This is a genomic window from Brevundimonas staleyi (assembly GCF_041893865.1).
GTDB lineage: Bacteria > Pseudomonadota > Alphaproteobacteria > Caulobacterales > Caulobacteraceae > Brevundimonas > Brevundimonas staleyi.
Map to the genome: position 1 here is coordinate 1574824 of NZ_CP169082.1, position 24730 is coordinate 1599553.

18 protein-coding genes are annotated in these 24730 nt (G+C 67.7%); 5 read left to right on the top strand and 13 right to left on the bottom strand.

From position 1 onward, the window contains the following. Positions 1–49: 49 nt before the first annotated feature. The gene (locus ACETK8_RS07905; RefSeq protein ID WP_374038962.1) at positions 50–1903 is read right to left on the bottom strand and encodes a hypothetical protein; all 1854 of its coding nucleotides are present in this window, start codon (positions 1901–1903) and stop codon (positions 50–52) included. Then, positions 1903–3252 carry an MFS transporter gene (locus tag ACETK8_RS07910; RefSeq protein WP_374038963.1) on the bottom strand — a complete coding sequence of 450 codons (1350 nt, stop codon included), beginning with the start codon at positions 3250–3252 and terminating at the stop codon, positions 1903–1905. The genes ACETK8_RS07905 and ACETK8_RS07910 overlap by 1 nt, the downstream gene beginning before the upstream one ends. Before the next feature lie 417 nt (positions 3253–3669). Here ACETK8_RS07910 and ACETK8_RS07915 point away from each other — a divergent pair, with 417 nt between their 5' ends. Beyond that, positions 3670–6471 (top strand): TonB-dependent receptor, encoded by a 2802-nt coding sequence (locus ACETK8_RS07915; RefSeq protein WP_374038964.1) that lies wholly within the window; start codon positions 3670–3672, stop codon positions 6469–6471. An 85-nt stretch (positions 6472–6556) separates the two neighbouring features. Here the strand turns inward: ACETK8_RS07915 and ACETK8_RS07920 are convergent, their stop codons facing one another. Next, positions 6557–7492, bottom strand: a complete 936-nt coding sequence (locus ACETK8_RS07920) for an NAD(P)H-dependent flavin oxidoreductase (protein WP_374038965.1) — start codon at positions 7490–7492, stop codon at positions 6557–6559. 77 nt (positions 7493–7569) lie between these two features. Further along, positions 7570–8490 (bottom strand): SDR family NAD(P)-dependent oxidoreductase, encoded by a 921-nt coding sequence (locus ACETK8_RS07925; RefSeq protein ID WP_374038966.1) that lies wholly within the window; start codon positions 8488–8490, stop codon positions 7570–7572. 254 nt (positions 8491–8744) lie between these two features. On the opposite strand from ACETK8_RS07925, the gene ACETK8_RS07930 reads away from it, so the two are divergent. Then, entirely contained in the window at positions 8745–9659 is a 915-nt protein-coding gene (locus ACETK8_RS07930; RefSeq protein WP_374038967.1) for an SDR family NAD(P)-dependent oxidoreductase, read from the top strand. Here the strand turns inward: ACETK8_RS07930 and ACETK8_RS07935 are convergent. Genes ACETK8_RS07935 through ACETK8_RS07960 form a run of 6 tightly spaced genes read right to left on the bottom strand, consistent with a single transcriptional unit; the run spans position 9656 to position 17315 of the window. Beyond that, a complete protein-coding gene (locus ACETK8_RS07935) occupies positions 9656–10768 on the bottom strand; it encodes an acyl-CoA dehydrogenase family protein (protein WP_374038968.1) in 1113 nt (370 codons plus the stop codon). The two genes, ACETK8_RS07930 and ACETK8_RS07935, sit on opposite strands and share 4 nt — an antisense overlap. Positions 10769–10779: 11 nt before the next feature. Next, a complete protein-coding gene (locus ACETK8_RS07940; RefSeq protein ID WP_374038969.1) occupies positions 10780–11793 on the bottom strand; it encodes an NADPH:quinone oxidoreductase family protein in 1014 nt (337 codons plus the stop codon). Then, on the bottom strand, positions 11793–13568 hold the full coding sequence (locus tag ACETK8_RS07945; protein ID WP_374038970.1) for an acyl-CoA dehydrogenase: 1776 nt from the start codon (positions 13566–13568) through the stop codon (positions 11793–11795). The genes ACETK8_RS07940 and ACETK8_RS07945 overlap by 1 nt, the downstream gene beginning before the upstream one ends. After that, entirely contained in the window at positions 13565–14743 is a 1179-nt protein-coding gene (locus tag ACETK8_RS07950) for an acyl-CoA dehydrogenase family protein (RefSeq protein ID WP_374038971.1), read from the bottom strand. Before ACETK8_RS07950 ends, ACETK8_RS07945 begins: the two co-directional genes overlap by 4 nt. A 17-nt stretch (positions 14744–14760) precedes the next feature. Then, a complete protein-coding gene (locus tag ACETK8_RS07955; protein WP_374038972.1) occupies positions 14761–15987 on the bottom strand; it encodes an acetyl-CoA C-acetyltransferase in 1227 nt (408 codons plus the stop codon). Positions 15988–15995: 8 nt separating this feature from the next. Further along, positions 15996–17315: a serine hydrolase domain-containing protein gene (locus tag ACETK8_RS07960; protein WP_374038973.1), complete on the bottom strand. Its 1320-nt coding sequence runs from the start codon at positions 17313–17315 to the stop codon at positions 15996–15998. Positions 17316–17471: 156 nt separating this feature from the next. Here ACETK8_RS07960 and ACETK8_RS07965 point away from each other — a divergent pair, with 156 nt between their 5' ends. Further along, a complete protein-coding gene (locus ACETK8_RS07965) occupies positions 17472–18824 on the top strand; it encodes a spinster family MFS transporter (protein WP_374038974.1) in 1353 nt (450 codons plus the stop codon). 155 nt (positions 18825–18979) lie between these two features. Here ACETK8_RS07965 and ACETK8_RS07970 read toward each other — a convergent pair whose 3' ends face one another. Continuing rightward, positions 18980–21202, bottom strand: a complete 2223-nt coding sequence (locus tag ACETK8_RS07970; protein ID WP_374038975.1) for a TonB-dependent receptor — start codon at positions 21200–21202, stop codon at positions 18980–18982. A 656-nt stretch (positions 21203–21858) separates the two neighbouring features. Here ACETK8_RS07970 and ACETK8_RS07975 point away from each other — a divergent pair. Then, complete coding sequence (locus ACETK8_RS07975) at positions 21859–22260, top strand: nuclear transport factor 2 family protein (protein WP_374038976.1); 402 nt, start codon at positions 21859–21861, stop codon at positions 22258–22260. Continuing rightward, entirely contained in the window at positions 22257–22637 is a 381-nt protein-coding gene (locus ACETK8_RS07980; RefSeq protein ID WP_374038977.1) for a nuclear transport factor 2 family protein, read from the top strand. The genes ACETK8_RS07975 and ACETK8_RS07980 overlap by 4 nt, the downstream gene beginning before the upstream one ends. Before the next feature lie 57 nt (positions 22638–22694). Here the strand turns inward: ACETK8_RS07980 and ACETK8_RS07985 are convergent, their stop codons facing one another. Next, on the bottom strand, positions 22695–24185 hold the full coding sequence (locus ACETK8_RS07985; protein ID WP_374038978.1) for an AMP-binding protein: 1491 nt from the start codon (positions 24183–24185) through the stop codon (positions 22695–22697). A 4-nt stretch (positions 24186–24189) separates the two neighbouring features. Next, positions 24190–24582: a nuclear transport factor 2 family protein gene (locus tag ACETK8_RS07990; protein WP_374038979.1), complete on the bottom strand. Its 393-nt coding sequence runs from the start codon at positions 24580–24582 to the stop codon at positions 24190–24192. Positions 24583–24730 lie beyond the last annotated feature (148 nt).

Here is a 24730-nt window from a genome sequence, read left to right on the forward strand (position 1 = left end):
TGCGAACTGGGTCGGAAGCGGAATTTGCTGTCACGCCGCGAACAAGCGGTTACCGATCCCACGGGAACCGCAACGTCGGTTGGTTCACGTAGCGATCCATCGCCAGCACAAGCCGCGCGCCCGCGCCGGGCGCCAGGGTCACCGTGAACGTCGAAGCATCCACCGCCTGACGCGTCTCTCCGATCGTCACCGAGCGGATCTGGTGCTCGCCATAGCCGCCGCCCTGGACCGTGACGGTCTTGGGCCGAGTGACGTCGAGGTTGATCAGGGTGACGGCGGTCTCGTCGGCGGTCATGCGGTCGACCAAGGCGGCGACGTCCTCAGGGACCCCGGCGCGGCGACTGTCGGGGTCGAAGTAGCGGAGGCGGGCATACAGAGGCGATCCGCCGGCGTTGGCGGTGGTGGGGCTCCAGCCGGGGCGGGCGATGTGGATGGCGCCCATCATGGTCTGCATCAGGGCGGTGACGCGCGCTGGATTGATGTCGAGACAGGCGTCGGCCAGGCGGGTGTCGGGCGTCGTCGTGTCCTGGCGCTGCAACTCCGCGCGGGCGGCCACCTGGGCCAGCCCGTCGCGGAGCGCCGCCTCGGGGAAGTCGGGATTGCGGCCCTCCAGGAAGGCGACCCACGGATGATCCGGCGCACGCGCGCGGTCCGAGGCCTTCATGGAGAACCACCAGATGTCGAGGCTGTTGGTCTGGTGCGGGCCGTTCTTCCAGCCGTACCAGCCTTCGGGGCCGTACATGGTCGGGGTCTGGACCTGGCCGTCCACGGTGCGGCGGGCGGCGTTGAGGCGGTCCGCCTGCTTGCGCCAGGTGTCCAGATACTTGTCGTCGCCGGTCAGGAGGTAGGCGTTGAAGAAGCCGAGGATGGTTCGGAGCACGCGGCTGCGATCCTCGCGCTGGCCGGTGACCGGGTTCACCGGCGAGAAGCCCCAGCCGTAGGTCCCGCCCCACCAGTTCCCGTCCGCCGCCGAGCCAATGATGCCGTCGAGGCCGACGTTGGAGGGGAGGAGGTCGTTGTTGTCCTTGGCCCGCTGGGCCCAGGCGTCGACGTAGCCGAGCAGCCAGTCGCGGTACTTCGGCTGGTGGTCGATCATATAGGCGTTGAGCGCCAGGGTGGTGGCGAAGAGGTTCAGCGGGTGGTCGCCGACGACGTCGGTGTATTCGTCGTAGTGGTGGAGCGTCTGTTCGTAGGTGTCCTCGCCGTGCTCCATGAAGAAGCCCGTGGTGTCGAACGGGTCGCCGGCCCAGTCGAGCGCCGTGGCTTTCCGCAGCATGGGACCGCGCGAGCCGTTCATCAGGCTGCGGATCACCTTGTGCTCGGGATCGTAGTTCGGGGCGTCGGGATCCTCGCCCATGTAGAGGGCGCTGAAGCGGCGGGCGCGGTCGTGGAAGCGGGGGTTGTTGGGGTCCGAGAGGCCCTGGACGTTGAACAGCGTCATCTCTTCGGCATGGTGCTGCCAATCGAGCTGGACGTTGAACTCCTTGTAGAACATGCCCTCGCGGGCGATCTCGACGTCCTTCGTCTTCGCCGCCGTGAACTGGCGCAGGTGGCCTTCCCAAGCCTGGGTGTACATCGTCTTGACGATCTCGGCGCCGCCGAGCGCGTGCAGCAAGGGCCAGTCGTTGACGTTCTCGATGGCGTCATCCGGCCCATCGTTGGCGCCCCACCGCTCGAAGCAGAGGAAGTAGCCGCGCTCGTCGAAATAGCGGTCGTAGAAGACCTTGCAGGCCTCGGCGTTGGCGTGGAGCAGCCGGCGTTGGAGCAGGGCCCAGTCCGGCGGGGCCATGGGGGTGGAGACGGTGATCCGCGCCGTCGCCGCCTTCGCAGCCGGGGCGGCGGCCAGGGCGAGGGCACCGACGGCGGACCCGCAGAGGAAGGAACGACGGTCGGCGCGGATCATCAGGCGGCGCTCTTCAGCTGGAGGCGTTCGATCTTGCCGGTGATCAGGAAGTAGGCGGCGATGACCAGCAGGCAGTGCAGGCCCACGAACCACAGGCCCAGGTCGAAGGAACCGGTCGCGGCGACGATGTAGCCGATGACGATCGGGGTGACGATGCCGGCCGAGTTGCCGAAGGTGTTGAAGATGCCGCCGGTCACGCCGACCAGCTCCTTGGGCGAGGTGTCCGACACGACGGCCCAGCCCAGGGAGGCGATGCCCTTGCCGAAGAAGGCGACGGCCATGAGCACCAGGACGATCATCGAGTTGTCGACATAGGCGCAGACGATGATCAGGGCCGAGAGCAGCATGCCGATCAGGAGCGGCGTCTTTCTGGCGATGGTCAGGGAGCCGGTGCGCTTCAGGAGGTAGTCCGAGATGGCGCCGCCCAGCACGCCGCCGACGAAGCCGCACAGCGCCGGGGCGGCGGCCGCGAACCCGGCCTGCATGATGTTCATGCCACGCTCCTGGACCAGATAGATCGGGAACCAGGTCACGAAGAAATAGGTCAGGACGTTGATGCCGTACTGGCCGATGAAGACGCCGATCAGCATGCGGCTGCTGAGCACCTGTTTGACGTTCGGCCAGGTGAAGGCGGAGGTCTTCTTGACCTTGTCCTCCATGCGGATCAGGCCGCCGCCGGCCTCGATGTAGTCGAGCTCGGCCTGGTTGATGGCGGGATGTTCGACCGGCGAGTGGATCAGCTTCCAGAAGACGAAGGCCGCGACCAGGCCCAGGCCGCCCATGACGAAGAAGACCGAGTGCCAGTCGAAGGTGTGGACCAGCCAGCCCATCAGGGGGGCGAACACCACCAGCGAGAAATACTGGGCCGAGTTGAAGACGGCCGAGGCGAAGCCGCGCTCGGAGCCTGGGAACCAGGCGGCCACGAGGCGGGCGTTGCCGGGGAAGGAGGGGCTTTCGGCCAGACCCACGGCGAAACGCATGGCGAAGAGGCCGGCGAAGATGGCCCCGCCCGTCAGGAAGGCGGAGAAGCCCTGGGTCAGGGTGAAGAAGGACCAGACGGCGATGGCGATGGCGTAGATCAGCTTGGTGCCGAACCGGTCCAGAAGCGCGCCGCCCGGGATCTGGCCGATCACATAGGCCCAGGCGAAGGCGGACAGGATGTAGCCCATCTGGACGGGGCTGAGGCCCAGGTCCGCCTGGGCCGCGTCGCCCGCGATGGAGAAGGTGGAGCGATCCGCATAGTTGATGGTGGTCAGCAGGAAGATCAGCAGCAGGATCAGATAGCGGACCCTGGTCCGTTTGCCGTCGGCAGGGGCAGGGGCAGGGGCGGGCGCGGTCGCGTCGGTCATGGTCTCGGCATCCTCCTCGATGCGGCGGGACGCGATGACCGGATGACGGAGCGTGGGTGTTCCGTTCCTGAGTTATGGCGCTTCCCGGACCGCCGCCTCTGCGGGCGTTTGATCTCTGATCCGGAGCCTACGAGCGGCCTTTGGGACGGTCCAAGCCAATACCGCTATGGACCGATCCAGAATCGGTATGAATGCGGCCGTGACTGATGCTCGGGTGTCAAAGGTGCGTCAAACCGCCACTGATACCGCCTGTGAGGGTCTGCGGACGGATTGGTTCACGTCCTGCATCGGTTCATGCCTGAATGGGATTGGCGTGTTCGCCGAAGCCGCTCCTATGGTCCCACATGCCGGGAAGACAGCTTCCCCGCCACTCAAAACGATCCGCGACATGCGGGCATCCTGGGGAAGGAAACAACGATGCGCACGACGCCCAAGAACCAATTCGCCCTGAAGGCCGGCGCCTCCGCCCTGGTCCTGTCGATGCTGATGGCGGGCGCCGCCTCGGCCCAGACCGCTCCGGCCGCCGACGACCAGCAGGCCGACCAAGTCGACGAGATCGTCGTCACCGGCTTCCGCGCCTCCCTTCAGAGTGCCGTCAACGCCAAGCGCAACGAAAGCGGCGTCGTCGACGTCATCAAGGCCGAGGACATCGCCGACTTCCCCGACCTGAACCTGGCCGAGTCGCTGCAGCGCGTGCCGGGCGTCACCATCAGCCGTTCCAACGGCGAAGGCCGCCAGATCTCGGTACGCGGTCTGGGTTCGGAATACACCCGCGTTCGCGTCAACGGCATGGAGGCGATCGCCACCACGGGCGGCACGGTCAACTCCGGCGGCACGAACCGCACGCGCGGCTTCGACTTCAACATGTTCGCCTCCGAGCTGTTCAACAGCCTGACCGTCCGCAAGTCCGCCTCGGCCGATGTCGAGGAAGGCTCGTTGGGCGCCACGGTCGATCTGCAGACCGCGCGTCCGTTCGACTATCGCGAGCCGACCCTCGTGATGGGTGTGCAGGCCAGCTACAACGACCTGGCGCGCGACGTGAAGCCGCGTTTCACCCTGCTGGCGTCCAACACCTGGATGGACGGCCGGTTCGGCGCCCTGTTCTCGGCCGCCTACGAACAGCGCCGCATCCTGGAAGAGGGCGCCAACATCACCCGCTGGAGCCACGGCGGATCGAACGGCGCGACCGGCGGGTTCAACGCCGCCTCGACGATCACCGGCTACACCGCCGCCCAGATCAACGGCACCCTGGCCAGTCCGGGCCTGTACCACCCGCGTATTCCGGCCTATGTCCAGTACGACCACAACACCGAACGCCTGGGCCTGACCGGCGCGCTGCAGTTCCGCCCCGACGACCAGACCACCCTGACCCTGGACGTCCTGTACTCGGACGTGAAGAGCACCCGCGACGAGCGCCAGCTGCAGGCCATCGGTCTGAGCCGGACCAATGCGACGGGCCGGCCCGAGACCATCATCCGTTCGGGCGTTGTCGAGGGCCGCAACATCGTGGCCGGCACGTTCGACAACGTCGACGTCCGCACCCAGAGCGCGCGCGACGAGCTTCAAACCCAGTTCCAGCAGTACACGTTCACCGCGACCCGCGACTGGACCGACCGGTTCCGTACCGGCTTCGTCGGCGGCTACTCGCGCTCGGAGTTCGACAACCCGGTCTCGACCATCGTCACCTTCGACCGGGCCAACACCAACGGCTTCTCGTATGATTTCCGCTCGCGGATGCCGAAGATCGACTTCGGCTTCGACCTGACCAATCCGGCCAACTGGTCGATGATCAACGGCACGTCGGAAGTCCGCATCCGCCCGAACGCCGTGACCAACACCTTCTCGACCGCGAAGGCCTATGCCGAGTTCGACGCCAACGAGCACATCACGCTGAAGGGCGGCCTCGACTATCGTCGCTTCACCTTCGACTCCTCGGGGCAGACCCGGACGACCGAGACGGTGGTGCAGACCCTGACGCCCGCCCAACTGGCGGCGGTGTCCTCGGTCTTCTCCGGCTTCGGTCGCAATCTGGGCCTGCCGAGCGGCGTGGCCACCAGCTGGCTGGCGCCGGACCTGAACGCCTTCATCTCGACCTACGGCATCTATTCGAACAGCGGCATCTACGCGATCAGCGACCAGACGACCCAGGCGCGCGGTCAGAACATCGCCGTCGCCGAGAACGATTACGGCGCCTATCTGCAGGCCGATTTCCGTTTCGACGCCTTCGGCATGCCGTGGCGCGGGGACGCGGGCGTCCGCTATGTGCTGACCGAACAGTATTCCAACGGCTTCGCCGCGGTCGGCAGCACGATCCAGCTGGTCAGCGCGCGCCGCGACTACGACATGCTCCTGCCCTCGGCCAACCTGGCCGTGGATCTGACCGACAGCCTGGTCGCCCGCCTGTCGGCCGCCCAGACCATCTCGCGGCCCTCGATCGGCACCCTGACCCCCGGCGGCGACATCAACGTCCAGGGCTCGAACCGCAACTTCTCGTCGGGCAATCCGACCATCAACCCGACCAAGTCGGACAATGTGGACTTCTCGCTGGAATGGTATCCGGATGCGGACAGCCTGTTCGCGGTCGGCATCTTCTACAAGAAGATCAACACCTTCGTTCAGACCCTGTCCCAGGACCTGCCGTTCACCGCCCTGGGTCTGCCGGCGTCGGTCCTGACCGGGACGGCGGCGACGACCACCGACATCTTCCGCGTCAGCCAGCCGGTGAACTCGCCGGGCGGCGACCTGACGGGCTTCGAGATCAACGTCCAGAAGCGCCTGGACTTCCTGCCGGGCTGGATGGAGAATTTCGGCATCCAGGCCAACTACACCTTCGTCGACTCGAACATCGAGTACCTGACCTCGACGACGCCGGGTGCGCCGACGATCAACGAGACCCTGGTGGGCCTGTCCAAGAACGCGGCCAACTTCACCCTCTACTATGAGACCGACCGCTTCTCGATCCGGGGTTCGGCCGCCTATCGCGCGGGCTATCTGACCCAGGTCCCGGGCAACGACGGCAACTCGGTGCATGGCACGAACGAGACGCTGAACTTCGACGCCCAGGCTTCGTACAACATCACCGAGAAGCTGAAGGTGTCGATCGAGGGCATCAACCTGACGGACGAGTTCAACGACCAGTACGTGGACGCCTCCAACCGTCTGAACGTCTACAGCCACACGGGACGCCAGTTCTTCGCGGGGCTCCGCTACACCTTCTGACGCGACCTCCTCCCGTAAGTCGTCAGTCCGGGCGTCGGTTCGAAAGAACCGACGCCCTCTTTCGTTGGGGGAAGAGGGAAAGGGGTCAGCGCGAGCGGGCGGTCTTGGTCTCGAACCGCTTCAGGGCGGCGAGGTACTCCCGCTCCAACTGGGCGACGACGTCGGCGATGGGCTCCTCGGCGCGGACGGCTTCCAGCCCCTGACCGGCGGCCCAGATGTCGCGCCAGCGCTTGTTGTCGCCGCCCGAGACATAGCTGCGCTCGGCCGGGCCGCCCAGATTGTCCGGGTCCTGACCGGCGGCGCGCAGGGAGGGTTTCAGCCAGGAGGCGGGGGTGCCGGTGACGGCGGCGGAGACGACCAGATCGTCGGGCCCGGCGTCGATGACCATCTGCTTGTAGGCGGGCTGGGCCATGCTTTCGCGCGTCGCGAGGAAGCGGGTGCCCATGTAGACGAAGTCGGCGCCGGCGGCGACCGCGCCCGCGATCCCGGCCCCGTCGCCGACCCCGCCGCCGACCGCGATATAGCCGTCGAAGAAGTCCCGCACGGCCGAGATGAAGGCGAAGGGCGACAGGTGTCCCGTGTGGCCGCCGGCGCCCGCGCTGACGCAGGCGAGGCCATCGACGCCGGCCTCGGCGGCCTTCTTCGCCAGCTTCATGGAGACGACGTCGGCGAAGACGAGGCCGCCGTAGCTCTTCACCGTCTCCATGACGGGCTTGGGCGAACCGAGCGCGGTGATGACGACCGGCGGCTTGTATTCGGCGACCAGACGCAGGTCGTCGGCCAGCCGGGTGTTGGTCGAATGGGTGATCATGTTGGCGATCCACGGCGCGTCGCCGGGGGTGAGGGCGCCCGTGATCTGGTCCATCCAGCGGTCGAGGTCTTCGACCGTGCGGCAGTTGGGCGTGGGGAAGGCCCCGCCGATGCCGGCCTTGCAGGACGCGATTACCATCTCCGGCCCCGAGATCAGGAACATGGGCGCCGCGAAGACGGGGAGGCGCAGGGTGTCGAAGGGTGAAGTCATGAGATCGGGTCCGCCACTGAGGCGGGTCGAATCTCCCGCTCCAAAAGTCCAGAAATGCAATGGACCCTAAAAGTCTTCTAAGGCAAGTCGCTTGAACGCACGATCACCGGCGCCGAGGTCTGGCGGAAGGCGTGGTAGGCGGCGATGCCGTGAGCCGGCATGGTCCAGTCGGCCAGGGACAGGGTGTCGTCCAGATGGGCGGAAATGCCTTCGGGGGAGATGGTTTCCGGCGGATCGAACTGGACGCCCGGACCCTGGACCCGGACGGCGCGACAGATCTTTCCGGCGCCGGTGACGATGGTCTCGCCGTTCAGCGGACAGTCCGGCGCGGCGAGCCAGCTGACGACCGGGGCGATCAGTCCGGGCGGCATGGTTCCGGCGCCGTCGTCCTCGACATAGCCGCTGGAGAGGTCGGTCAGGGCGTAGGGGGCGACGGCGTTGCAGTGGACGTTTTGCGGCCCGCCTTCCAGGGCGATGACCCGCGTCAGGCCGATGATCGCCGCCTTGGCGGACGAGTAGGCGGCCATGGTGCGGACGCTGTAGACCCCCGCCGCCGAGGTGGTCATGACGATGCGGCCGAACCCCTGTTCGCGCATGTGTCGATAGGTGGGCAGGGTGGCGGCTAGCGTACCGAAGTAGTTGACCGAAAAGCATTTGTGGACGTCGGCCATGGCGAGTTCGTGCAGCGGCTTCGCCTCCGGCGGGCCGGCGTTGTTGACCAGGGCGTCCACGGCGCCGAAGGCCTGAAGCGCGCTGTCCAGCAGCTGGTCGCCGGCGTCCTCGTCCTCCAGGGCCACGGTGCAGGCGACGGCCTGGCCGCCGCTTGCGAGGATCTGTTCGACGAGGGCTTCGCCCGAGGCGGGACGGCCGTCGGAGCGGGGGCGAGTATTGACCACGACGCGGGCCTTCCGCGCGGCGAGGTCCAGGGCGTAGGCCTGTCCCAGCCCTTGCCCTGCGCCCGTCACGATCACGACCCTGCCGTCCAGAGACCCTGTCATGTGCCGCCGCCCCTCTCGTCGCTTGCGTAAGGAGACTTTCAGGCGGCGGGGCGGGTGGCAAGCCCTGATGGCGTTTTCGCATGCGTGCGGGATGGTGTCGGCGCGTCGGGGTGCGCGGTGTGAGGCGCGTCAGGCGGGTGGATCAGCCGAGGGGAGGGGGGCGTGTGCGCTGCAGCCGATAAATCCGACTTTGCAAGTCACTGTCGCTTGGGCAGGATGACGGGTCAGAGCTCAGCCGACGCCCGGAGATCACGATGGACACCGCCGACGCCATTCGACTGGACGACCGGGTCATCGTCGTCACCGGGGCTGGGCGGGGGCTGGGCCTCAGCTATGTCCGGCTGCTGAGCCAGAGGGGCGCCAAGGTCGTCGTCAACGACATCGTCCAGAACGGCGAAAGCCCGGCCGAGGTCGCGGCGGAGGTTCTTCGTGCGGCGGGCGGCCAGGCCATCGGGAGCACGCGGGATATCTCGACTCCGGAGGGCGGCGCCGCCCTGGTCGCCGATGCGGTCGAGGCCTTCGGGCGTCTGGACGGGGTGGTTCACAACGCGGGGATCCTGCGGGACCGGACCCTGGCCAAGCTGAGCCCCGAGGACGTGCGCGACGTCTTCAAGGTGCATCTGGAGGCGGCCTTCTGGGTGCTGCAGCCGGCGATGGAGGCGATGAAGGCCAACCGCTTCGGGCGGGTGGTGCTGACCTCTTCCGCGTCGGGCCTGTTCGGCAACTACGGCCAGTCGAACTATGGGGCGGCGAAGACGGGGCTGGTCGGGCTGATGCGGGTGCTGACGCAGGAGGGCGCACGGGCTGGGGTGCTGGTCAACACCGTGGCGCCCAGCGCGCGGACGCGGATGACCGAGGACCTGCTGGGACCGCTGGCGGAGCGGCTGGATCCCGACCATGTCGCGCCCCTGGTCGCCTATCTGTGCAGCGCGCGGTGCGAGACAGGCAACCGCATCTATTCGGCCGGGGGCGGGCGTTACGCCAGCGTTTTCCTGGGCCTGACGCCGGGGTGGACGCGGCAGGGGGAGGGCGTCGCGACGCCCGAGGACATCGCCGCCCACATCGATCAGATCCACGACCGCGACGGCTATATCGTGCCGGAAAGCGGCCTGGACGAACTGGCGGTGATGCTGAAGGCGATGGGCGCCGAGCACCTGATGCCCGGCTAGATGCCGATCAGGCGGCCGAAGCGGTCGCGGTGCCAGGCGGCAGAGCCCCAGCTGTTTTCCAGCACACGCGCGCGCTTGATGTAGAAGCCGGCGTCGTGGTCGTCGGTCATGCCGATGCCGCCGTGCAGCTGGATCATCTCGCGGGTGGCGAGGTTGGCCGTGTCGCCGGCCGTCGCCTTGGCGATGGAGACCAGGAGCGCGCGGTCGGGCGCCTGGGCGTCGATGGCGCTGAGCGCCGCCTCGACGGCCGAGCGGGCCAGTTCGATGCGGGTGTAGAGGTCGGCGGCGCGGTGCTGGAGCGCCTGGAAGGCGCCGATGGTCTGGCCGAACTGGACGCGCGTCTTCAGGTATTCGAGCGTGGTGTCGAAGGCGCCGACCGAGAGGCCCAGCAGCTCGGCGGCGGCCAGGGCGCGGGCGCGGTCCAGAAGGTCGTCCAGCAGGGCGGCGTCGCCGTCAGGGCCTGTGAGGCGGGCGTCGGCGTCCACCACGACGTCGGACAGGGTCACCTCGGCATGGTCCCGGAAATCGGTCAGACGGCGGGGCGCGCGCGAGACGCCGGGGGCGCCCGCGTCGACGGCGAAGAGGGCGGTCTGTCCTTCGGCCTGGGCGGCGACGATGAGGAGGTCGGCGGCCATGCCCTCGGCGACGAAGCGTTTGACGCCGTCGAGGCGCCAGCCGCCCTCGGTGCGGACGGCGGTCGTGGCGAGGACGTCGGGGGCGTGGGCGGCGCCTTCGTCGACGGCGAGGGCGCCGATGGCCTCTCCGGCCGCGAGGCGGGGGAGCCAGGCGGTCTTGAGGGCGTCCGATCCGGCCATGGCCAGGGCGTCGGCGGCGACGGTGGTGGCGGCCAGAGGCGTCGCGCCGACGTTGCGGCCGAGGCTTTCCAGGATGAGCCCCAGGTTCAGATGCCCCAGGCCGGAGCCGCCGTCCTCTTCCGACAGGGCGACGCCGCACCAGCCGAGGTCGGCGATCTCGGACCACAGGCCGGGGTCGAAGCCGCCCGCGCCGGCGTCGCGCAGGGCGCGGAACGCCGTGACGGGCATGCGGTCCCGGATCCAGCCCTGGGCCTGGTCCATCACCATCGACTGAAGGTCGTTCAAAACGGCCATGTGGGCTCTCTTCAACGTTGATCGGCGGCGGGCATGGTGATCACCAGCTTGCCGGTCGAGGTGCGGGCGGCCAGGAGGTCCAGAGCCTGAGACGCGGTCTCCAGGGTGTAGCGGCCGGAGATGTGGGGGCGGATCTTGCCGGCCGCGTAGAGGTCGAACAGCTCGGCGACCATGCGTTTGTAGCCGGCCGGATCGCGGGCCACCGCGGCGCCGAAGAATACGCCGACGATGTCGCAGTTCTTCAGCAGCGTCAGATTCAGAGGGATGCGCGGAATGCCTGCGGGGAAGCCGACGACGAGGAAACGACCGGTCCAGCCCATGCACCGCAGGGCAGCCTCGGCATAGTCGCCGCCGACGCCGTCGTAGCAGACGTCCACGCCGTCGGGGCCGACCGCGTCCTTCAGCAGGGCGGTCAGGTCCCTGAGGCCGGCCTTGTCGAAGGGGCCGCGCGGATAGACGACGCCGGTGGCGGCGCCGTGGGCGACGGCCAGATCGACCTTGTCCTGGCTGGAGGCGGCGGCGATGACGCGCGCGCCCATGGCGACACCGAGTTCGACGGCGGCCAGACCCACGCCGCCCGCCGCACCGAGGACGAGAAGGCTCTGGCCCTCCAGCAACCGGCCGCGATCCTTCAGGGCGTAATATGAGGTGCCGTAGGTGGCGAGGAAGGCGGCGGCCTCCTCGAACGGCATGGCGTCGGGGATGGGGATGACCTGATCGGCGTCGAGGGCGATCTCCTCGACCATGCCGCCCCAGCCGGGGACCGCGAGGACGCGTTGGCCGAGTGCGAGGTCCGTGACGCCCTCGCCGAGGGCGGTGACGACGCCGGCGATCTCGCTGCCCGGAGAGAAGGGGCGGGGCGGGCGGATCTGGTACTGGTCGGAGATGACGAGGAGGTCGGGGAAGTTGATGCCGCATGCCATGACCCGGACCAAGACCTGACCCGGAGCGGGGGTCGGGGAGGGATGATCCTCGAGCACCAGACTGTCGGGACCGCCGGGGGTGCGACTGACCAGGGCCCGCATCAGAAGGCCTCCATCGGCAGGGTCAGGGTCGTGGTGTCCCCCGCGCCGGCGGCGTCGAGCCAGAGGCCGATGCGGGGCAGTTCGTAGGTGAAGAAGAAGCGGCAGGCGGCGCGCTTGCCCTCGTTGAAATCGTCCTGCGGTCCTTCGGATGCGGTCAGGGCGAGGTCGAGCCAGAGCCAGGCGACGACGCCATGACCCCAGGCGCGCAGGGCCTGGGTCGCGCCGAACAGGGCCTGGGGCGACAGGGGCGAGGCGATGGAGCGGGCGTGGTCGGACAGGCGGCTCCAGACCTGATCGAGGGCGTCGGCGCAGTCGGCAAGATCGCCGGTGCGGGCCTTGGCGGACGTCGCGGCGATGCGGGTCAGCAGGTCGGCCAGGGCGCCTTCGTCGCGGGCCAGTTTCCGGCCGAGGAGGTCGATGGCCTGGATGCCGGTCGTGCCTTCGTGGATCGGGTTCAGGCGGTTGTCGCGGTAGACCTGTTCGACGTCGAAGTCGCGAGTGTAGCCGTAGCCGCCGTGAATCTGGATCGCGAGATCGTTGGCGATCAGCCCCTGTTCCGAGGGCCAGGTCTTGGCGATGGGGGTCAGGAGGTCGAGCAGGCGGCGCGCGCTCTCGGGCGTCGGGCCGGTCTGTTCCTCGTCCAGCAGGCGGGCGCAGTAGAGGGTGAGGGCCAGGGCGCCTTCGGCATAGGTTTTCTGCGTCATCAGCATGAAGCGGACGTCGGGATGGTCGGCGATGGGGGTGGGTGTCGCGCTGCCGCCGGCCCGGCCCTGCAGCCGTTCCTGGGCGTATCCGAGCGACTGGCGGTAGCCGCGATAGGCCATCATGGCGGCGCCCAGGCCGACGTTGATCCGGGCCTCGTTCATCATCTGGAACATCTGGGCCAGGCCCTGGCCGACCTCGCCGACCAGATAGCCGACGGCGCCCGGGCGACCCTCGGGCTTTGCGAAGCCGTCGCCGAAGGCCACGACGCAGTTGGGGATGCCGCGATAGCCCATCTTGTGGTTCAGGCCGGTCACCACCGCGTCGTTGCGTTCGCCGTCCGGCAGGGTCTTGGGCACGATGAAGAGGGAGATGCCCTTCACGCCGGGCAGGGGACGGCCGTCGGGGCCGGGCGTCTTGGCCAGGACCAGATGGACGATGTTGCCGGTGACGTCGTGGTCGGCGCCCGAGATCCACATCTTGGTCCCGCGCAGACGGAAGCGGCGACCCAGGGCGTCCTCGCCGTCCGCGTCGGCCAGGGTGGTGATGTCGGCCAGCGACGACCCGGCCTGGGGCTCGGACAGGCACATGGTGCCGGTCGCCTCTCCGGTCAGCTGGGGCGCGGCGAAGGTCTGGACCTGGGTCGGCGTGCCGAAGGTCGCGATCAGGCGGGCGTTGGCCATGGTCAGCATGCCGAAGCCGGCGGCGGACAGATTGGCCCCCATCAGACAGGCGACCGAGGCCGTGGCCGCCGTCAGCGGGGCCTGAAGACCGCCAAGGTCGTGGTCGAAGGCGCCGGCCATCAGTCCGCTGGCGGCGTGTTCGTGGACGGCGGCGGCGATTTCGGGGATCACATGAACGCCGTCAGCGTCCATCCAGGGCTCGACCTGATCGGACTTCTTGTAGGCGGGTTGGAAGAGGTCGCGGGCCAGGGTCTCGCTGAGATCCAGCATGGACGACAGGGTTTCGCGTGAGTGGTCGGCGAAGCGGGGGCGGTCCAGCAAATCCTCGATCCGAAGCCAGTCGAAGACCAGGAAGTCGAGGTCGCGGCGATTCAGGGCATAGGCGCTCATCGTGGGGCCGCCAGGTCGGGCAGGCCGAGGATGCGTTTGGCGATGATGTTGTTCTGGACCTCCTCGCTGCCGCCGAAGATCGACCAGGCCTTGCCATGCAGCCAGTCGCGGACGGAGTGAAGCTCCTCGTCGGTGAAGCCGTCGCCCTCCCAGCCCAGACCCTGATGGCCCATGATCTCCAGGATCAGTTCGGCCCGGTCCTGGAAGACGCGGACCCCGGCGTTCTTGAGGATGGAGGAGACGGCGCTGGCGCCCGGTGCGGCGCGGTCCTCGGCGATGGCGCGGGCGATGGTCTGCTCGACCACCCGGCTCTGCATCTCGTTGCGGATGATGCGGGCGCGCAGGTCGCCGTCGGCGATGCGGCCCTCGGCGTCCAGCGTCAGCCGTTCACGCGCCAGTTCGATGAGGGAGATCGTTCCCGCCTCGTCGCCGCCGCCGGAGATGGCCGAGCGTTCGTGCTGCAACAGGCGCTTGGCGATGCCCCAGCCGGCGTTGAGCGAGCCGACCAGATCGTCCTTCTCGGCGCGGACGTCGGTCAGGAAGGTCTCGCAGAACGGGGAGTCGCCCGAGATCAGGCGGATGGGGCGGACCTCGACGCCCGGCTGGTGCATGTCGAACAAGACGAAGGAGATGCCGCCCTGTTTGCGCGAGGTGTCGGTGCGGACCAGGCAGAAGCACCAGTCGGAATGGTCGGCGTTGCTGGTCCAGACCTTCTGGCCGTTGATGAGGAAATGGTCGCCGCGATCCTCGGCACGGGTCTGGAGCGAGGCCAGGTCCGAGCCGGCGCCGGGTTCGGAGAAGCCCTGGCACCATTTGACCTCGCCGCGCGCGATGCCGGGCAGGTGGCGCAGTTTCTGGAGGTCGGTGCCGTGCTCCAGCAGGGTCGGGCCGAACATGATGGTGCCCATGCTCTGGATCGGGTCATAGGCGCCGGCGGCGGCCAGTTCCCGTTCGATGATGCGGGCCTGGGCGCGGTCGAGGTCGGCGCCGCCGTAGGCTTTCGGCCAGGTGGGGACGCCCCAGCCCTTGGCGCCCACCGCCTCGCGCCACTTCAGCTGATCGGCGTCGAGCGGATCGCTGACCAGCGGGGCGCTGCGTCCCTTGAGCGAGGGCGGGAAGTGGGCGGCGATCCAGTCGCGCACCTCTGTGCGGAAGGCCGTGTCGGCGTGGTCCATGATCGGTCTCCGTCGGCTCAGAGGCGTTCGATGATGACGGCGGGGGCCATGCCGCCGGCCGCGCACATGGTGACCAGGCCGCGCTTCAGGTCGCGACGCTCCAGTTCATCCACCATCATGCCGATCAGGATGGATCCGGTCGCGCCGATGGGGTGGCCGAGCGCGATGGCGCCGCCGTTCACATTGACCCGGTCGCGGTCCAGGTCGAGGTCGCGGATGAACTTCTCCGCCACCACGGCAAAGGCCTCGTTGATCTCGAACAGGTCGATGTCGGCGACGGTCAGACCGGCCTTCTGCAGCACCTTGCGGGCTGCCGGGACGGGGGCGTTGAGCATCAGGGTCGGGCAGTCGCCGGTGTTGGCCGTGGCGACGATGCGGGCGCGGGGCTTCAGACCATGCGAGGCGGCATAGGCGGGGGAGGCGAGGAGGAGAGCGGCGGCGCCGTCGACGACGCCGGACGAACTGCCCGCGTGGTGGACGTGCTCGATCTTCAGGTCGGGATACTTCTGGCGCACCAGATCGCCGAAGGTGACGTCGCCGGGACCGACCGGCATGTCGGCGAGGGCGGCGAAGGAGGGCTTGAGGGCAGAGAGGCCTTCCAGCGTCGTCTGGGGGCGGGGGTATTCCTCGCGGTCGAGGGCCAGCGTGCCGTCCTCATGATGAACCGGGATCAGGGCGCGGTCGAAGTGGCCATTGCGGATGGCGTGGTCGGCGCGCTGCTGGCTGGCCAGGGAGAAGGCGTCCAGCGCCTCGCGGTCGATGCCCTCCAGCGTCGCGATGGCGTCGGCGCAGACGCCCGGCATGGCCTGGGGGTGTCGGGCGCGTAGACGCAGGTTGCCGGCGTCGGGCATGGGCGGGGCCTGGGCGGCGGAATAGGACATCATCTCGGTCCCGCCGGCGACGACCAGATCCTCCATGCCGGACATGATCTGGGCGGCGGCGATGTTCACGGCGGTGATGCCCGAGCCGCAGAAGCGGTCCAGGGTCATGGCGCTGGCCTTCACGTCGAAACCGGCGTCCAGGGCGGCCATGCGGGCCAGGTCGCCGCCCTGTTTGCCGGTCTGGCTGGAGGTGCCCCAGACGATGTCGTCGATCTCGGCCGTGTTCAGGTCGTTGCGGTCGGCGATGGCGCGCAGGACGGCGGCGGCGACCTGCTGGGGGTGGATCTCGGCGAGAGAGCCCTTGCCGACGCGGCCGATCCCGCGCGGCGTCCGGCAGGCGTCGATGATGTAGGCTTCCGGCATGGGCGCTCTCAGTGTTCGGGGGCGGCCATCAGGCGGTCGGCGACGGCCTGATAGGCGGGCAGGGACATGGGATCGATCAGGGCGTTGCCCGCGCGCGGGTTCGAGGCGAAGCGGACGATGATCATCTCGGCGCGGGGATCGACGTAGCAGGCCTGGCCGTGGACGCCGCGCGCCATATAGGCCCCGTCGGCGTTGTGAGAGACCCACCACTGATTGTGGTAACTCCAGCCGGGCAGGGTGGCGTAGCCGCCGGTCTTGAAGGCCTCCGGATCGCCGCCCGCCGCGATGTCGGCGACGACGGCCTCCGGCACCACCTGACGGTCGTTGAAGCGGCCGCCGTTTCGCATCATCTCGCAGAAGCGGGCGAAGTCGCGCAGCTGCAGGTTCAGGCCGCCGGCCGCATAGCCGGCGCCGCTGGAATCGACCTGGATATAGGCGTCGCGCTCCATGCCGAGTGGGATCCAGAACCGTTCGCTGAGCACCTCGTCCAGGGGTTTGCCGCTGACGCGCGAGACCAGCCAGCCGGCGACCTCGGTGTTGACCGACTTGTAGGTGAAGCCCTGGCCGTGCTCGCCGGCCTTTTGCACGGTCTTGAGGTAGTCGTAGCTGGTCGTGGGGCCGTCGTAGCCGGGCGGACGGGGCATCATGCCGCCTGCGCGAACGAAGGCGAAGGCGTCGGAGTTGGGGTCGGTGTAGACCTCGGTGTAGGCGAGGCCGGTGGTCATATCGAGGACCTGGCCCACCGTGGCGTCGGCGAAGGCGCTGTCGGCCAGTTCGGGCAGGTAGCGATCCACGCGCGCGTCGCGATCCAGACCCCCTTCGGCGATCAGCATGGCCGCCGCCGTGCCGACGAAGGACTTGGTCACCGAATGGGCGATGTGCTGGCCGTGCGGGGTCAGGGCGCCGAAATAGCGTTCGTAGACGATCCGGCCCCGGTGCATGACGAGGATGCCGTCGGTGTAGTTCTCGGCCAGCGACTGTTCCCAGGTGATCGGCGCGTCGCCGCCCATGGGGGTGAAGGTCACCGCGTTGAGGTCGTCGCGCAGGGCGACGGGCAGGACGCTGACCGGACCGTCGCCGCGCGAGATCTCGGCGGTCGGCAGAAGCTCGCGCCAGTGGGAGAAGCTCCAGCGGATCTGCGGGAAGCGCATGAAGCTGAGATCCTCGAAGCGGATCCGGCGCTCGGGCGGGGGCGGAGAGCCGACCATCCAGCCCACGGCGACGGGGTCCGTGGCCGCTGCGTCGGGCCAGGTCGGCGCCGTCTGGGCCATGACGCCGGACGCCGGCGCGAGCATCGCGACCGCCAACGCCACCAGAGATAGTCTCATGCCGTCCTCCCCATAAGTCTTTTTTTGCAAGCATAGGATCGGCTGTCGCTTTCGTAAACCGACTTCGGCCCGTCAATCGACTTGCAATAATGGACGAAAGGCGGAAATCTCGACGGACAACGACGAGCCCCGGTCATGGGGACGATGGAAACGCACATGGATCAGACGGTTGGCACGGTGGGGGCGCGTCCGATCGCGCAAGGGGCCGATTGGCCTTCCAAACAGCGCGCGTGGGCGACGGTGTTCGTCCTCATGGCGGCCTACACATTGGCCTTCGTGGATCGCCAGATCCTGACCCTGCTGGTCGAGCCGGTGCGGCGCGATCTGAACATCACCGACACCCAGTTCAGCCTGTTGGCGGGGCTGGCCTTCACCCTGTTCTATACGGTGATGGGGATCCCGTTCGCCTGGCTGGCGGACCGGAGTTCCCGACGTCGGCTGATCATCTTCAGCATCGGCTTCTGGACCCTGATGACCGCCGCCTGCGGCATGGCGGGCAGCTTCGTCTCGCTGTTCCTGGCGCGGATCGGGGTGGGGGTGGGGGAGGCCGGTCTGTCGCCCGCCGCCTACTCCATGATCGCCGACAATTTCCCGCCGGCGAAGCGGGCGCGGCCGTTGGGCGTCTATGCCATCGGGTCGATCTGCGGCGTGGGTCTGGCGTTGATCATCGGCGGGGCGGTGATCCAGTGGGCCATCAATGCGCCGCCGGTGGTCCTGCCCATTCTGGGGGAGCTGAAGAGCTGGCAGCTGGCCTTCATCATCGTCAGCCTGCCCGGGCCGATCCTGGTCCTGGCCATGCTGCCGGTGAAGGAGCCGAAGCGGCAGGAGAAGCCCCTGGCCGACGGCGAGACGCGCCCGTCGTTCGTCGCCTTCCTGCGTCGCCGCTGGGTTCCCTTCACCCTGCTGTCGCTGGGCTATTCCCTGATCGGGGTCTCGGTCGCGGCCTATCTGAGCTGGACGCCAGCCATGATGATGCGGAGCCACGACTGGGCCATGAGCCAGGTCGGTCTGGCCTATGGTCTGATCCTTCTGGTGTTCAGCACCTCGGGCGTCGTGCTGGGCGGCTGGTGGTCCGACCGGATGGCCTCGCGCGGCAAGTCCGACGCCATCATCCGCGTGGCGGTCACGGGCACGGCCCTGGCCCTGCCTTTCACCATCCTGGCGCCCCTCGCGCCGACGGGTGCCCTGGCCATGGCGGCCATCGCGGCCATGTGTTTCTTCTTCGGCCTGACCCAGGGTCTGCCGGCGCCAAGCCTTCAGGCCATCGCGCCGAACCGGCTGCGGGCGCGGGTGATGGCGCTGTATCTCCTGATCGGCAACATCATCGCCTTCACGGTCGGGCCGACGGGCGTGGCCCTGATCAGCGACTACTGGCTGAAGGATCCGTCGAAGATCGGCCTGGCCGTCGCCATCGTCTCCGCCGTGGTCGTGCCGCTGGGTCTGCTGTCCCTGTGGGCCGCGCGCAAGAGCTTCGTGGAAGCCTCCCTGTATGAGGCCGGCGAAGGCTGACCTCCCACTCATCGCGCTGAAACCGGAACGGCCCCTCGCGTGCGAGGGGCCGTTTTCTTTGCGGGGCCGGTGGCCCGGGACGGGTCCAAAACAAAAGGCCCACGAGGTCCTTTCGGATCTCGCGGGCCAGTCGCTCAGGAAGGTGGTTCAGTCGGTTAGAAGGAGTAGCTGAGGTCCACGCCGAAGGTGCGGGGCGGGCCGTAGTAGCGCATCAGATCGCCGAAGAAGGCCTGGGCCTGAACGGCGTAGGTCTCGTCGGTCAGGTTCTTGCCCCAGGCGGTGATGTTCCAGTCGGCGTTCGGCATCTGGAACCGCAGCGAGGCGTCCAAGAGGCCGAAGGCTTCCTGCTTGATCGTGTTGTTCGGGGTCCAGAAGCTGTCGCCCGTGTGGGTGTAGTTGGCCTTGAAGCTGAAGGCGCGATCCAGATCGCCGCCGCCGAAGTCATAGGTGACACCGACGTTCCACTTGTCGCGCGGCGAGCGCTGCATGCGGTTGCCGCTGAAGACGACGCCGGCGGTGGTGACGAAGTCCTCGTACTTGGCGTCGATGACCGAACCGGCCGCGTTGATCAGCAGCTGGTCGTTCACCGCCCAGGTCAGTTCCGCCTCGACGCCCTGAATCTTGGCCGAGCCCGCGTTGCTGGTGACCGTGCAGAGGCATTCCAGGATCAGCTGCTGGGACTGCAGGTTGGTGTAGTCCATCTGGAAGGCGGCGAGGTTCAGACGGACGCTGTTGTTGAACAGATCGGTCTTGGCGCCGATCTCGTAGTTGATCACCTCTTCCGGGTCGTAGCCGATGCGGGCGCCGGCCTCGGTGGCGGGGATGTGGTCCCAGCCGCCGCCTTTGAAGCCCTTGCCGACGCTGGCGTAGATCATGACGTCGTCGTTCGGGCGGTATTCGATGATGCCCTGGGGCGTGAAGGCGTCCCATTCCTTCTCGTAGTCGACGGTCCAGCTCTGACCGCCGGCCAGCAGAAGGGCCGCGACGCACAGGCCGTCGCCGCCATCCTCGAGGCAGGCGCCGATGCGGCGACCGCCCTTCTTGTCGCGGGTGTAGCGGGCGCCGATGGTGGCGGTCAGCTGGTCGGTGAACTCATAGCCGATCTGGCCGAAGATGGCCGAGGTGTCGAGTTCGGCCGAGTTCGTATAGCGGTAGGTGCCGCTGAGCGCCGCGATGCCCGAGTTGCTGGTCGCACGGTTGGCGTCGAAGCGATCGACGTCGTCGTGCTGCATGAAGGCGCCGATGATCCAGTTGAACCGGCTTTCCGGATTGTCGGAGACCAGTCGGAATTCCTGGGCGATCGTCTGGGGTTTATCTTCTGCGAAGTAGAAGGTGTCGGCGATGGCCGGCGGGTTGCCGGCGCCGAGCTGGTTGTAGCCCATCTCGCCGGCCGAATCCCGGTAGCCGGTGATGGAGGTGAACCGCGCACCCCAGTCCAGATCGTAGTCGATCCGCAGGCTGGCGCCGAAGGTGGTGCGGTTGCCGTACTCGCGCTGCGGGCTCAGCGTATCGCGGGGACCGTAGCCGCGCGCGGCGCTGTAGGCCGAGATGGCGCCGATGCCGGCGGTGAACGGATCGTCCGTCATGGACCGGGCCGAACCCGCCGTTTTCGACGAGCCGTAGTCGACGGTCAGCAGGGCGCGCAGATTGCTGTCCTCGGGCCGGTACAGGAACTCGGCTCGGGCCTGGTGCGCCGTCAGGTCGTCGACGTCGGTGTTCAGCAGGCGGTTGCGGCCATAGCCGTCGCGGTTGCGAACCTGGAAGGCGAAGCGGGCGGCCAGGCTGCTGGACAGTGGCCCGGTCATGTAGCCGTCGGCGTTGAAGGCGTTGTAGTTGCCCAGGCCCGCCGTGATCCGACCCGACGGATCGAAGCTCGGCTTGTTGGTGATGACGCTGATGGCGCCGCCGACCACGTTCTTGCCCAGCAGCACGCCCTGGGGACCGCGAATGACCTCGATCCGCTCCAGGTCGTAGAAGTCGGTGAAGGCCGCGCCCATGCGGGAGATGTAGACCTCGTCCACGAAGGTCCCGACCGAGGGCTCGGCGCTGGCGTCGATGATGCGGACGCTGGTGATGCCCCGGATGTTCAGCTCCTTACCCAGCGAGGACCCCTCGGTCATGCTGAAGGAGGGGACGCTGCCCGAGAGGCTGCCCAGGTCGACGATGCGTTGCCGTTCGAGGGTCTCGCTGGTGACGGCGGTGATGGCGCTCGGCACGTCCTGAAGGCGGCGTTCGCGACGGTCGGCGGTGACGATGACGTCCTCGACGGTCGCGCTTTCCTGTGCGGGTTGTGGGGTCGTCTGCGCGGCCGCGAATTGCGGTGTGGCGAGTGCGGTCAATGCGGTCGTCGCAAGGCACGCCAAGGTCAGCGTTCTCATTCCAAATTCCCTCCCCGGGCTGAGCCCGATGTGTGGCGCGTCACCCGACGACGTCGGTGTTCGGCATTGAATCGACCCAGCGTCGAGGCGAGATCGAAGGAGGTCTGGACGAGGAACTGAGCGCCCTTGGCCAACCCCCACGGCGGGACAATCCGGCACTAAATCTTTATTTGCAAGCCTCTAGAGAGTGGTTGCGGCGACAGACTTGCGCTAACAGACTTTTCTTCAAGTCAGACAATGCCTTGCGAATTTTCACGTCGGCGTGCGGGCGGCGAGAAACGTCGATGTTCCGGCTGTGCGGGGAGATGTCGCTGAAAATACGGGGTCTTTGGGTGGCGCGCCGATTCAATGCGGAAGCCCGATAGCGAAGAACGCGCTGCTTTCAATCGGGGACGCGGGACGGTCTGGAGGACGCATCCTGAAGCAGGTGTCCACGTCCGGCGGTTAGGGGTGAGGCTCTCCGACAATCTCCACCATGTTCAAGCTGAAAGCGCTGGTGCGCTTCCCAGTGCCGGTGAAGACAGCAAGGACGGGCTTCTGACGGGCCCGTAACGACTGGCATTCTGCAACTAACAGGTGCGTCCTGCCGTCTGTCACTTGCGAACTGAGACTTAGGTGATAGCCTCATCGCAAAGAACACAGAAAGGGAAACGCTGATGAGTGCGAACTACGCGACGCTTGAGGCCTTCATGGTCGCCTCCAAGACCCGGGACCACGAGACCTTCATCGATCTCTGGGACGACGACATGGAGTACTACTGGTCGGTCCACGCCAAGCCGATCACCAGCAAGGAGAAGCTGCGGAAATTCATCCGCAACTACGAGGCGGCCTTCGAGCAGCGCGACTGGACCGTCACCCACTGGGTGGAGAAGGGCGACCTTATGCTCTGCGAAGGCATCGAGATGATCTACGACAAGGGGCGCGATCTTCTGATCCGCAACCCGTTCATGCAGGCGATCGAATTCCGCAACGGCAAGGTCGCCAAGATGCGCGACTATTACGACGGCTCGGTGGTCGTCGCGCCGCAACGGCCCCAGACCGAAGGGGCCGCCGCATGAGCGCCGAACCCAAGATCGAGGTCATCGGCCGCCTGCAGAAATGCATCTCGGCCCATGACATGGCGGCGACCCTGGCCTTCTTCGACCCGAACGTCGAGTACCACTACCATGTCGGTACGCGGCCGCTGAAAGGCATCGACTGGGTCGAGAAATTCTTCACCAAATACTGGGCCAACAACTCCTCCGGGACCTGGGTCATCGAGCACTGGGCCGAGCGGAACGACCGACTGCTGACCGAGGGGCGGGAGGAATACACCAACGCCGACGGCGTGCTGGTCCAGCATCCCTATATGGGGATCATCGACTTCGGTCCGGACGGCAAGATCACCGGCTGGCGCGACTATTTCCAGATGCAGGATCCCAACGCCGGCAAATAGGCCGAGGGAGAGCGATCAGGCTCGAGGGGCGGAAGCGCTCCGCGAGCCTTTTCGTGTTCAGGCCCGGGCGATACGGGCGTCCCGAAGGGCGCTGCGACGGGTCTTGCCCGCGTCGTCGCGCAGGCGTTCGGTCGTCATCTCGACGCTGCGCGGCAGTTTGTAGGTGACCAGGCGTTCTCGCAGGAAGGCGGTCAGGGCGGTCTGATCGAGCGGGGGGCGGTCGGCCTGGACCTCGACGATGGCGTGGACGCTCTGGCCCAGATCCTCGTGCGGCAGGCCGATGACGACGCTGGCCAGGACGCCGGGGTAGGCGTCGATGACCGCCTCGATCTCGGCCGGGTAGATGTTGGCGCCGCCCGAGATGATCAGGTCGGTGCGCCGGTCGACCAGATAGAGATAGCCGTCGGCGTCCATGTAGCCGAGGTCGCCGTAGCTCTCCCACTCGCCATGGGCGCGCGGCTCTGCGCCGAGGTAGTGGTAGGTCGAGCCCTTGCCGCCCGGCGGCAGGAAGTAGATCTCCCCGACCTCGCCGGGGGCGACGTCCTGACCGTCCTCGCCGACGAAGCGGATCTGGGTCGTCGGCGCCAGCCGTCCGACCGAACCCTTGTGCGTCAGCCACTCGCGCCCGCCGATCAGGGTGGCGGCGATGGACTCCGTGCCGGAATAGCCCTCCCAGATGGTGTCGGCGCCCAGCCAGTCGATCCAGTTTTCCTTCAGCCAGACCGGGCAGGCGGCGGCGATGTGGCAGACGATCTCCAGCGAGGACAGGTCGTAGCGGCCGCGCACCTCTTTGCCGAGCGCCCAGATGCGGTGCATCATCGTCGGCACGACATAGAGCCAGGCGCCGCGATGCCGCTCGATCAGCTGAAGCGTCTCTTCCGCATCGAAACGGGGCGTGACGACCAGATGGCAACCGGCGGCCATGGCCAGATAGCCGAACCCGAATGGGGCGGCGTGATAGAGGGGGCCGGGAATGACCACGGCGTCGCCGTACTGCATGCCCAGGCTCGGCACGTCCGGATCGAGCACGCCGGGCGCATGGTCCACGATCACCTTGGGGCGGCCGGTGCTGCCGCCACTGGGGATGGCCTTCACATGGCGGGCGATCCGCTCGGGCAGGGGATCGGCCGAGAGTCCGGGATCGTAGATCTCGTCCTCCGACACGACCGTGGCGCCCGTCTGACGCGCGGCCTCGCCGCCGACCACGAGGCGCGGCTTCATCAGTTCCAGAATGGCCGCGAGCTCCGGTGTCGGCAGGCGATGGGACACCGGAGCCGGCGTCGCGCCGAGGGCCCAGCAGGCGAAGGCGATCTCCATGAAGGCCGTGCCGTTGGGCAGGGCGATGGCGACGAAATCCCCCTCGATGACCCCTTGAGCCGCCAGGGCTCGCGCCCGCCGGTTGACCCGCGCCGTCAGTTCTCCGCGCGACAGGGTGACGTCGCCGCAGGACAGGGCGGGATGGTCGGGATCGCGCTCGGCGTGGACGGCCAGGGTCCGTGCGATCGAGATCGGGCGGGTCGGCGTGCCGACGGTGAAGACGCGAGCCACGGCCTCAGGCGGCCTTGATGTCCTTGAGGACGGCGGCCTGGGCGGGGTCCAGATACTCGTCCAGACGGGTGATCAGACCGTCCTTCATCTGAACGACGCAGCAGGCCGTCATCCGGAACGGCGACCCGTCGGGCAGGGTGGCCTCGACCACATGCTGCTGCATCCAGCCGTCGTGCAGGATCTCGCGGCGCAGGATGTTGTAGCGCCGGACCGGAAGCTTGCGATGCATCCAGGCCAGGGTCTTGAGGTTCTCGTCGACCGTCTGCTCGTAGTCGTCGAAGTTATGCCAGATGCGGGCGTCGGGGGCGTAGAAGGTCCGCGCCGCGTCGCCGTCGCCCCGCTCGAGAACGGCGGAAAAGCGATCCGAGAAGTCGTGGATGTCCTGGTCGGTGGTCATGTCTCGCTCCCTGTTTTCGACCACCATAAGTCCACTTATGCAAGCGTCAATGGGGTGGGGAGGGCTCAAGACTGGGCCAAAAGGCGGTCCGGCCGCGCCTTGGCGGCTCCATACCAATTGGTCCTACCAATTGGTATGCGACAATCGT